Annotated in this window: 9 protein-coding genes and 1 riboswitch; all 9 genes read left to right on the forward strand. The window is 68.3% G+C overall.

Features of this window, described 5'->3' with window-relative positions; translation table 11 throughout:
• The first annotated feature begins 100 nt into the window (after positions 1-100).
• A riboswitch (SAM riboswitch) is annotated at positions 101-179 on the forward strand.
• 50 nt (positions 180-229) lie between these two features.
• The gene (gene metZ / locus CCR87_RS07955) at positions 230-1,411 is read left to right on the forward strand and encodes an O-succinylhomoserine sulfhydrylase (RefSeq protein ID WP_201157009.1); all 1,182 of its coding nucleotides are present in this window, start codon (positions 230-232) and stop codon (positions 1,409-1,411) included.
• 77 nt (positions 1,412-1,488) lie between these two features.
• Positions 1,489-4,146 carry an alanine--tRNA ligase gene (gene alaS / locus CCR87_RS07960; RefSeq protein WP_201157010.1) on the forward strand — a complete coding sequence of 886 codons (2,658 nt, stop codon included), beginning with the start codon at positions 1,489-1,491 and terminating at the stop codon, positions 4,144-4,146.
• A gap of 2 nt (positions 4,147-4,148) precedes the next feature.
• Positions 4,149-4,433, forward strand: a complete 285-nt coding sequence (locus CCR87_RS07965; protein WP_201157011.1) for a DUF1330 domain-containing protein — start codon at positions 4,149-4,151, stop codon at positions 4,431-4,433.
• Positions 4,434-4,437: 4 nt separating this feature from the next.
• Positions 4,438-4,731: a DUF1330 domain-containing protein gene (locus CCR87_RS07970; RefSeq protein WP_201157012.1), complete on the forward strand. Its 294-nt coding sequence runs from the start codon at positions 4,438-4,440 to the stop codon at positions 4,729-4,731.
• A 44-nt stretch (positions 4,732-4,775) separates the two neighbouring features.
• Positions 4,776-6,179 (forward strand): magnesium transporter, encoded by a 1,404-nt coding sequence (gene mgtE / locus CCR87_RS07975; protein WP_201157013.1) that lies wholly within the window; start codon positions 4,776-4,778, stop codon positions 6,177-6,179.
• A gap of 294 nt (positions 6,180-6,473) precedes the next feature.
• Positions 6,474-6,845, forward strand: a complete 372-nt coding sequence (rpsL, locus tag CCR87_RS07980; protein ID WP_201157014.1) for a 30S ribosomal protein S12 — start codon at positions 6,474-6,476, stop codon at positions 6,843-6,845.
• Positions 6,846-6,857: 12 nt separating this feature from the next.
• Positions 6,858-7,328 carry a 30S ribosomal protein S7 gene (gene rpsG / locus CCR87_RS07985; RefSeq protein ID WP_201157015.1) on the forward strand — a complete coding sequence of 157 codons (471 nt, stop codon included), beginning with the start codon at positions 6,858-6,860 and terminating at the stop codon, positions 7,326-7,328.
• Positions 7,329-7,355: 27 nt separating this feature from the next.
• Entirely contained in the window at positions 7,356-9,479 is a 2,124-nt protein-coding gene (gene fusA / locus CCR87_RS07990) for an elongation factor G (RefSeq protein WP_201157016.1), read from the forward strand.
• 87 nt (positions 9,480-9,566) lie between these two features.
• Positions 9,567-10,261: GTP-binding protein (locus tag CCR87_RS07995; protein ID WP_201157017.1), on the forward strand; the 695-nt coding region annotated here is incomplete at its 3' end.

The following is a 10,261-nucleotide window of genomic DNA, read 5'->3' on the forward strand; positions in this document are numbered from 1 at the left end:
TCCGGGGCCTCCGTTGGGGGTGGGGTTGTGCGACAACATGGCGCCTGCGCGGCGGGGTGCAACCCCGTGCCCGCTTGACCGGCGGGCGCGGCGGCGATACGCGCCCCGGTGTGGCGAGTTGTGCACCGGATTGCGGGCCACGGTAAAGAAACCGCTAAAGAGGTTGGCGCATCCGCGTCTTTCCTGCCGATCCGGGGCGTGCCGTGGCTGAATGGCGGAGGGGCGAGCGATGGATGATGCGTGGAAGCCGAGGACCCGGGCCGTGCACGGCGGCACCCGCCGCAGCCAGTTCAACGAGATGTCCGAGGCGCTGTTCCTGACCCAAGGCTTTGTCTATGACAGCGCCGCCGCGGCCGAGGCCCGCTTCCGCAAGGCCGGGGCGGACGAGTTCATCTATGCCCGCTACGGCAACCCCACGGTCGCGATGTTCGAGGACCGCATCGCGGGGATCGAGGGGGCCGAGGACGCCTTTGCCACCGCCTCGGGCATGGCCGCGGTGAACGGGGCGCTGTTTGCGATGCTGCGCGCGGGCGACCGGGTGGTGTCGTCGCGCGCGCTGTTCGGCTCGTGCCTTTATATCCTGGAGGAGTTGCTGCCGCGCTTCGGGGTGGAGGTGGTGTTCGTCGACGGCGCCGATCTGGACCAGTGGGCCGAAGCGGTGACGCCGGGCACCCGGGCCGTGTTCTTCGAATCGATCTCCAACCCCACGCTGGAGCTGGTGGACATCGCCGCCGTGGCCGACATCGCGCATGCCGCGGGTGCGCTGGTGGTGGTGGACAATGTGTTCGCCACCCCGGTGTTTTCCCGCGCGCTGTCGCAGGGGGCGGATGTGGTGATCTATTCCGCGACCAAGCACATCGACGGGCAGGGGCGGTGCCTCGGCGGCGTGATCCTCGGCACGCGCGAGTTCATCCGCGGCACGGTGGAGGGCTACATGAAGCACACCGGCGGCGCGCTGTCGCCGTTCAACGCCTGGGTGATGCTGAAGGGGCTGGAGACGCTGGACCTGCGCGTGCGCGCACAGGCCGACGCAGCGCTTGCGGTGGCCCGCGCGCTGGAGGGCGACGCCCGGCTGACCCGCGTGATCTATCCCGGCCTGCCCAGCCACCCCCAGGCCGCGCTGGCCGCCCGCCAGATGGAGGCCGGCGGCACGCTGCTGGCGATCAATGTCGCGGGTGGGCAGGAGGCCGCGTTCCGGTTCCTCGATGCGCTGCGGATCTTCCGGATCACCAACAACCTGGGCGATGCGAAATCGCTGGTGACGCACCCGGCCACCACCACCCACCAGCGCCTGCCGGACGACCAGAAGGCGCGGCTGGGCATCACCCCGGGCCTCGTGCGGTTGAGCATCGGGCTGGAGGACGCGGGCGACCTGATCGCGGATCTGCGCGCCGGTCTGGATGCGGTCTGAGGGGAAAAACCGCTTTTCCCCGGCCCGGCCCTTGCCCTAAACGACACCGATTGCCTGCAGGTGGAGGAGACCAGCCCATGCCCAGCCTCAACGACATTCGCGCGACCTTCCTCGACTACTATGCGCGCGAGGGGCATGAGGTCGTGGACAGCTCGCCGCTGGTGCCGCGCAATGACCCGACGCTGATGTTCACGAACTCCGGCATGGTGCAGTTCAAGAACGTCTTCACCGGTGTCGAACACCGCCCCTATGCCCGGGCGGTCACATCGCAGAAATGCGTGCGCGCGGGCGGCAAGCACAACGATCTGGACAACGTGGGCTACACCGCGCGCCACCACACGTTTTTCGAGATGCTGGGGAACTTCAGCTTCGGCGACTATTTCAAGCAGGACGCGATCCCGTTCGCCTGGAACCTGATCACGCGCGAGTTCGGCCTGCCGGCGGACCGGCTGCTGGTCACCGTCTATCACACCGACGACGAGGCCGCGGCGATCTGGAAGAAGGTCGCGGGCCTGCCGGACGAGCGGATCATCCGCATCCCCACCAACGACAATTTCTGGATGATGGGCCCCACCGGCCCCTGCGGGCCGTGCACCGAGATCTTCTTCGACCACGGCGATCACATCCCCGGCGGCCCCCCGGGCTCCCCCGACGAGGACGGCGACCGCTTCATCGAGATCTGGAACCTCGTCTTCATGCAGTACGAGCAGTTCGAGGACGGCACCCGCAAGGATCTGGCGGCGCAGTCCATCGACACCGGCATGGGGCTGGAGCGGATCGGCGCGGTGCTGCAGGGCAAGCACGACAACTACGACACCGACCTGCTGCGCAGCCTGATCGAGGCGTCGGCGCAGGCGACCAGCGCGGACCCCGACGGGCCGGGCCGGATGCACCACCGGGTGATCGCGGACCACCTGCGGGCCACGTCGTTCCTGATCGCCGACGGGGTGATGCCCTCGAACGAGGGGCGCGGCTATGTGCTGCGGCGGATCATGCGGCGCGCGATGCGGCATGCCCACCAGCTGGGCGCGGCCGATCCGCTGATGCACCGTCTGGTGCCCGCGCTGGTGCGCCAGATGGGCGCGGCCTTTCCCGAGCTGTCGCGCGCGCAGGCGCTGATCACCGAGACCCTGCGGCTGGAGGAGACCCGCTTTCGCCAGACGCTGGAGCGGGGTCTGCGCCAGCTGTCGGACGAGCTTGGCCGCCTGCCGGACGGCAGTCCCCTGCCGGGCGAGGCGGCGTTCAAGCTCTATGACACCTTCGGTTTTCCGCTGGACCTGACGCAGGACGCGCTGCGCGAGATGGGCCGGAGCGTGGACATCAAGGGCTTCGACGCCGCGATGGCCGCGCAGAAGGCGCAGGCCCGCGCCGCCTGGGCCGGATCGGGCGAGACGAAGGAGGCCGCGGTCTGGTTCGACCTCGCGGAGGCGCACGGCCCGACCGAATTCCTCGGCTATGATCTGGAGGCGGCAGAGGGCCAGATCCTTGCGCTGGTGACCGATGGCGCCACCACGCCGACCGCCACGGCCGGCGCGCAGGTGCAGGTGGTGGTGAACCAGACGCCGTTCTATGGCGAATCGGGGGGGCAGGTCGGTGACACGGGCATGATGCGCACCGAAACCGGCGCCGCCCGCATCACCGACACGAAAAAGGCCCAGGGCGTCTTCATCCACTTTGCCGAAGTGACCGAGGGCACGCTGACCCCCGGCCAGCCCGCGCAGCTGTCGGTCGACCCCGACCGCCGCGCCGCGATCCGCGCGCACCACTCCGCCACGCACTTGCTGCACGAGGCGCTGCGGCGGCATCTGGGCGCGCATGTGGCGCAGCGCGGCTCGCTCAACGCGCCCGACCGGCTGCGGTTCGACTTCTCCCACGGCGCGCCGATGACCGACGCCGAGCTGCGCGAGGTGGAGGCCGAGGTCAACGGCTTCGTGCGCCAGAACACGCCGGTGGACACCCGCATCATGACCCCCGACGCGGCCCGCGATCTCGGTGCCGTCGCGCTGTTCGGCGAGAAGTACGGCGAGGAGGTGCGCGTGGTCTCCATGGGCCGGGCGGCGGGCTCGGGCAAGGGCACCGGCGGCGACACCTACAGCCTGGAGCTCTGCGGCGGCACCCATGTCGGGCGCACCGGCGAGATCGGGGCCTTTGCCATCGTCGCCGACCAGGCCTCCAGCGCCGGTGTGCGCCGGATCGAGGCGCTGTGCGGGCAGGCCGCGCTCGACTGGCTGGAGGGGCAGGCGGGGCAGTTGCGCACGCTGATGGCGCAGCTGAAGTCGCCCACCTATGAGGACGCTGCGAAGAAGCTGACCGCGCTGATCGCGGAAAACCGCCAGCTGCACAACGAACTGGCGCAGGCCCGGCGCGATCTGGCGATGGGTGGCGCGGGCGACGGCCCGCAGGCGCGTGACGTGGGCGGCGTGGCGTTCCTTGCGCAGGTGCTGGAGGGGGTGTCGGGCAAGGACCTGCCGACGCTGGTGGATGCGGCCAAGGGGCGTCTGGGCTCGGGCGTGGTGCTGCTGGTGGCCGATACGGGCGGCAAGGCGGCGGTGGCGGCCGGCGTAACGGACGACCTGACCGACCGGATCTCGGCGGTGGATCTGGTGCGCGCGGCGGCGTTGGCGCTGGGCGGCAAGGGCGGAGGCGGTCGGCCCGACATGGCCCAGGCCGGCGGCGCCGATCCCACCCGCGCGGCCGAGGCCATCGCCGCTGTCGAAACCCTGCTGGGAGGCTGATCATGCCCGCATACCTGATTGCCCGGATCACCGTCACCGACCCGGAGGCCTATGTCGCCTATTCCAGCAAGACCGCAGCCCTGGCCGCCCGGTTCGGCGGGCGCTTCCTGGTCAAGGGCGGCCCCATGACGCGGCTCGAAGGGGACGGCCCCGAGCGCCATGTCGTGGTCGAATTCCCCGACCGCGCGGCCGCCGAGGCGTGGTACGCCAGCCCCGAGTACCAGGCGATCCTGCCGATCGCGCAGGCCGCCAGCACACGCGACCTTGTCATCGTCGACGGAGCCTGACGCCATGCCAGCCGCCCTCTGGATCGCCCATGTCGATGTCACCGACGCCGAGGCGTACGGCCGCTATGCCGCCATCGCCACCGAGGCGATCGCCGAACACGGCGGGGTGTTTCTTGCACGCGCCGGCCGCTACCGGCAGATGGAGGGGCGCGACCGGCCCCGCAACGTCGTGGCGCGCTTTCCCAGTTTCGACGCGGCGGTAGCGTGTTACGAATCGCCGCGCTACCAGCAGGCGCTGGCCCATGCGCGCGGCGCCGCGGACCGCGATCTCGTGATCGTGGAGGAGGCCGGGGACTGAGGCCCGCGCGGCGGGTACAGCGCGCATTCACGGGGAGACAGGCGATGACCAGACCAACCACCCTCGCCGATTTCCGTTACGATCCAGACTCGGACGACGATTTCATCGACACAAAGTTCGTGGCGATCGAGATCGCGCGGCTGCTGTCCGAAGGCGACACGCAGTCGGTGGCCGACTTCCTGGTCAGCCAGGAGATCGCCGACGTCGCCGCCTGGCTGGAGGAGCTGGACACCGCCCCGGCGATGCAGGCCATGCGCCTGTTGCCGCTGCATGACCAGGCCGAGGTGATCGGCTATCTGCGCCCGGCCTCGCAGATGATCGTGGCCGCCCAGATGGGGCGTCGCGAGCTGGCGCGCGTGATGTCGGCCATGAGCCACGATGAACGCGCCGACCTGTTCAAGCAGCTCGATGCCGACGCGCAGGAGGCGCTGCTGCCGTCCCTCAGCCAGGCCGAGCGCGAGGATCTGCGGCGCCTCGCGGCGTTTGAAGAAGGCACGGTCGGGGCGGTGATGACCTCCGACTACGCCACGCTGCGCCCTGAGATGACCACGTCGGAGGCGCTGGAGGCGCTGCGCGCGCAGGCCGTGGACGCCGAGACGATCTACACCGCCTATATCGTCGATGCGGGCCGCGCGCTGATCGGCGTGCTGTCGCTGCGTGACCTGCTGATCGCCCGGCCCCGCCAGAAGGTCGTCGAGATCATGGACGGCGAGCCGATCTATGTCCGCGCCGAGGCCGAGCAGGAGGAGGCCGCCCGCCTGATCGCGCGCTACGACCTGATCGCGCTGCCGGTGTGTGATGCCGACGACCGGCTGGTGGGCATCGTGACCGCCGACGACGCCATGGACGTGGCCGAGGAGGAGGTCACCGAGGACATCTACAAGGGCTCCACCCTGGGCCCGATCGAGACGTCCGTGAAGGACGCCACCATCGTGATGCTCTACAAGGCGCGGATCTACTGGCTGGTGCTGCTGGTGTTCGGCAACATCTTCTCCGGCGCCGGGATCGCGGCGTTCGAGGAAACCATCGCGGCGCATCTGGCGCTGCTGTTCTTCCTGCCGCTGCTGATCGCATCGGGCGGCAACGCCGGCACCCAGTCGGCCACGCTGATGGTGCGGGCGCTGGCCACCGGGGACGTGCGGCCGATGGATTTCGGTCGGCTGCTGGGGCGCGAGGTGCTGATCGCGCTGGCGCTCGGGCTGACGATGGCGGCGGCGGTCGCGGTGATCGGGGTGTGGCGCGGCGGCCCCGAGATCGCGGTGGTGGTGTCGCTGGCGATGGTGGTGATCGTGCTGATGGGGGCGCTGATCGGGATGTCGCTGCCGTTCATCTTTGCCCGGCTGGACCGCGACCCGGCGGCGGCGTCGGGGCCGCTGGTGACGTCGCTGGCCGATGTGCTGGGGGTTGTGATGTATTTCAGCATCGCGCGGGTGGTGCTGGAGATCTGAGGGCGGGCCCGGGGCGGGACCGGGCCGCGGCGTGTTGACAGGGGCGGCGACTCTGCCTATACGCCGCTCATCCGCCACCGGGGGCCGAGGTCCCCGGCGGTCAGATTGCGAGACATGAGTGGTCAAGATCCGGGCCAGGTGCCCCGATCCTCTGGAATTCCACCGCGTCGCCTCCGATCCAGGAGGCGTGTGCGGTTTTATCGTTTTGCCGCCACCGTGCGGCACCCACAGGACGGGCCGTGGCGGTCTGCCGCGCGTGCCGAGCGAGACGGTCAAAAGTACGGGGACCCCGGAATGCCGACGATTCAGCAGCTGATCCGCAAGCCGCGGCAGCCGAAAGTGAAGCGCTCCAAGTCGATGCACATGGAGCAGTGCCCCCAGAAGCGTGGGGTCTGCACGCGTGTCTATACGACCACGCCGAAGAAGCCGAACTCGGCCATGCGGAAGGTCGCCAAGGTGCGGCTGACCAACGGCTACGAGGTCATCAGCTACATTCCCGGCGAGAAGCACAACCTTCAGGAGCACTCGGTGGTCCTGATCCGCGGCGGCCGGGTGAAAGACCTTCCGGGCGTGCGTTACCATATCCTGCGCGGCGTGCTCGACACCCAGGGCGTCAAGGACCGCCGCCAGCGTCGTTCGAAATACGGCGCCAAGCGTCCGAAGTAAGGAGAAGCGGAGATGTCGCGTCGTCACGCCGCCGAAAAGCGCGAGATTCTGCCCGATGCCAAGTTCGGCGACCGGGTTCTGACGAAGTTCATGAACAACCTGATGATCGACGGCAAGAAGTCGGTCGCGGAAGGCATCGTCTACAACGCGCTGGAGCGCGTTCAGGGCCGCGTGCGCCGTGCGCCCATCGAGATCTTCCACGAGGCGCTCGACAACGTGAAGCCCGCGGTCGAGGTGCGCTCGCGCCGGGTCGGTGGGGCCACCTACCAAGTGCCCGTCGAGGTCCGTCCCGAGCGCCGCGAGGCGCTGGCGATCCGCTGGCTGATCATCGCTGCGCGCAAGCGCAACGAGAACACCATGGAAGAGCGCCTTGCCGCCGAACTGATGGACGCCGCGCAGTCGCGTGGCTCTGCGGTGAAGAAGCGCGAAGACACCCACAAGATGGCCGACGCCAACAAGGCGTTCAGCCACTACCGCTGGTAATTTCATCTCAGGCTGAGGACCGTTCCAATGGCCCGCGAATATCCGCTCACGCGCTACCGTAACTTCGGGATCATGGCGCACATCGACGCCGGCAAGACCACGACGACGGAGCGTATCCTTTTCTATACCGGCAAGAGCCACAAGCTGGGCGAGGTGCATGACGGCGCCGCGACCATGGACTGGATGGAGCAGGAGCAGGAACGCGGGATCACGATCACCTCGGCTGCGACCACGACCTTCTGGCAGCGCCAGGAGGACCCGTCGTCCGATGGCACCAGCGAGACCAAGTACCGCTTCAACATCATCGACACCCCCGGCCACGTGGACTTCACCATCGAGGTGGAACGCTCGCTGGCGGTGCTCGACGGTGCGATCTGCCTGCTCGACGCCAACGCCGGCGTGGAGCCGCAGACCGAGACCGTGTGGCGTCAGGCCGACCGCTACGAGGTGCCGCGGATCGTGTTCGTCAACAAGATGGACAAGATTGGCGCGGACTTCTTCAACTGCGTGAAGATGATCAAGGACCGCACCGGGGCCGACCCGATGCCGGTGAACCTGCCGATCGGTGCCGAGGACCAGCTTGAGGGGGTCATCGACCTCGTCAAGATGGAGGAGTGGACCTGGAAGGGTGAGGATCTGGGCGCGTCCTGGACCCGCCAGCCGATTCGCGACGAGCTCAAGGACGTGGCCGACGAGTGGCGCGCCCGGATGATCGAGCTTGCCGTCGAGCAGGACGACACCGCCATGGAAGCCTACCTCGAGGGTGAGGAGCCCGACGAGGAGACCCTGCGCGCGCTGATCCGCAAGGGCACGCTGGCGCTGGCCTTCGTGCCGGTGTTCGCGGGCTCGTCGTTCAAGAACAAGGGCGTGCAGCCGCTGCTGAACGCCGTGATCGACTTCCTGCCCGGTCCGCTGGACGTGCCCGCCTACATGGGCTTCTCGCCGGACGACGAGACCGAGACGCGCAACATCCCGCGCTCGGCCAAGGACGACGATCCGTTCTCGGCGCTGGCGTTCAAGATCATGAACGACCCGTTCGTGGGCTCGCTCACCTTTACCCGCGTCTATTCGGGCGTGGTGAAGAAGGGCGACCAGATTCTCAATGCCACCAAGGGCAAGCGCGAGCGCGTCGGTCGCATGATGATGATGCACTCGAACTCGCGTGAGGAGATCGACTGGGCCGCGGCCGGCGACATCATCGCGCTGGCGGGGCTGAAGGAGACCACCACGGGCGACACGCTGTGCGACGCGCAGAAGCCGGTCGTGCTGGAAACCATGACCTTCCCCGAGCCGGTCATCGAGATCGCGGTCGAACCCAAGACCAAGGCCGACCAGGAGAAGATGGCGCAGGCCCTGCAGCGTCTGGCCGCCGAGGATCCGTCCTTCCGGGTGGAGACCGACCTCGAGTCCGGTCAGACCATCATGAAGGGCATGGGCGAGCTTCACCTCGACATCCTCGTCGATCGGATGAAGCGCGAGTTCAAGGTGGAGGCCAACATCGGCGCCCCGCAGGTCGCCTATCGCGAGACGATCAGCCACGAGACCGAGATCGACTACACGCACAAGAAGCAGACCGGCGGCACGGGCCAGTTCGCCCGCGTCAAGCTGGTGATCTCGCCCACCGAGCCGGGCGAGGGTTACAGCTTCGAGAGCAAGATCGTCGGCGGCTCCGTGCCCAAGGAATACGTCCCGGGCGTGGAAAAGGGGATCAAGTCGGTCATGGACTCCGGTCCGCTGGCGGGCTTCCCGGTGATCGACTTCAAGGTGGCGCTGATCGACGGGGCCTACCACGACGTCGACTCGTCGGTGCTGGCCTTCGAGATCGCCAGCCGGGCGGCCATGCGCGACGGTCTGAAGAAGGCCGGGGCGAAGCTGCTCGAGCCGGTCATGAAGGTCGAGGTCGTCACCCCCGAGGAGTACACGGGCAACATCATCGGCGACCTGACCAGCCGTCGCGGCCAGGTGACCGGGCAGGAGAACCGCGGCAACGCCGTGGCCATCGACTGCTTCGTGCCGCTGGCCAACATGTTCGGCTACATCAACACCCTGCGGTCCATGTCCTCGGGCCGGGCCAACTTCACCATGCAGTTCGACCACTACGAGGCGGTGCCGCAGAACATCTCGGACGAGATCCAGAAGAAATACGCCTGACGAGGGCGCAGCGGGCGGGGCGGCACAGGCCGCCCGCCACCCACCATTGAGGGGCCCGCGCCCCGCACCGAACCAGGAGGCTGAGATATGGCCAAGGCAAAATTCGAACGGAACAAGCCGCACGTGAACGTTGGCACCATCGGCCACGTGGACCACGGCAAGACGACGCTGACGGCGGCGATCACCAAGTACTACGGCGAGTTCAAGGCGTATGACATGATCGACGCGGCGCCGGAGGAGAAGGCGCGCGGGATCACGATCTCGACCGCGCATGTGGAGTACGAGACGCCGAACCGGCACTATGCGCACGTCGACTGCCCCGGCCACGCGGATTATGTGAAGAACATGATCACGGGTGCGGCTCAGATGGACGGCGGCATTCTCGTGTGCTCGGCGGCCGACGGCCCGATGCCGCAGACGCGCGAGCACATCCTGCTGGCGCGCCAGGTGGGCGTGCCCGCGCTGGTGGTGTTCATGAACAAGGTCGACCAGGTCGACGACGAGGAGCTGCTGGAGCTGGTGGAGATGGAGCTGCGCGAGCTGCTGACCTCCTACGACTTCCCCGGCGACGACATTCCGATCATCAAGGGCTCGGCGCTGGCCGCGCTCGAGGGTCGCGACGCGGAGATCGGCGAGAACGCGATCAAGGCGCTGATGGAGGCCGTGGACAGCTACATCCCGACCCCCGACCGCCCCGTGGACCAGCCGTTCCTGATGCCGATCGAGGACGTGTTCTCGATCTCGGGCCGTGGCACGGTGGTGACCGGCCGGGTGGAGCGCGG

The organism is Rhodobaculum claviforme (assembly GCF_016653255.1).
GTDB classification, from domain to species: domain Bacteria; phylum Pseudomonadota; class Alphaproteobacteria; order Rhodobacterales; family Rhodobacteraceae; genus Rhodobaculum; species Rhodobaculum claviforme.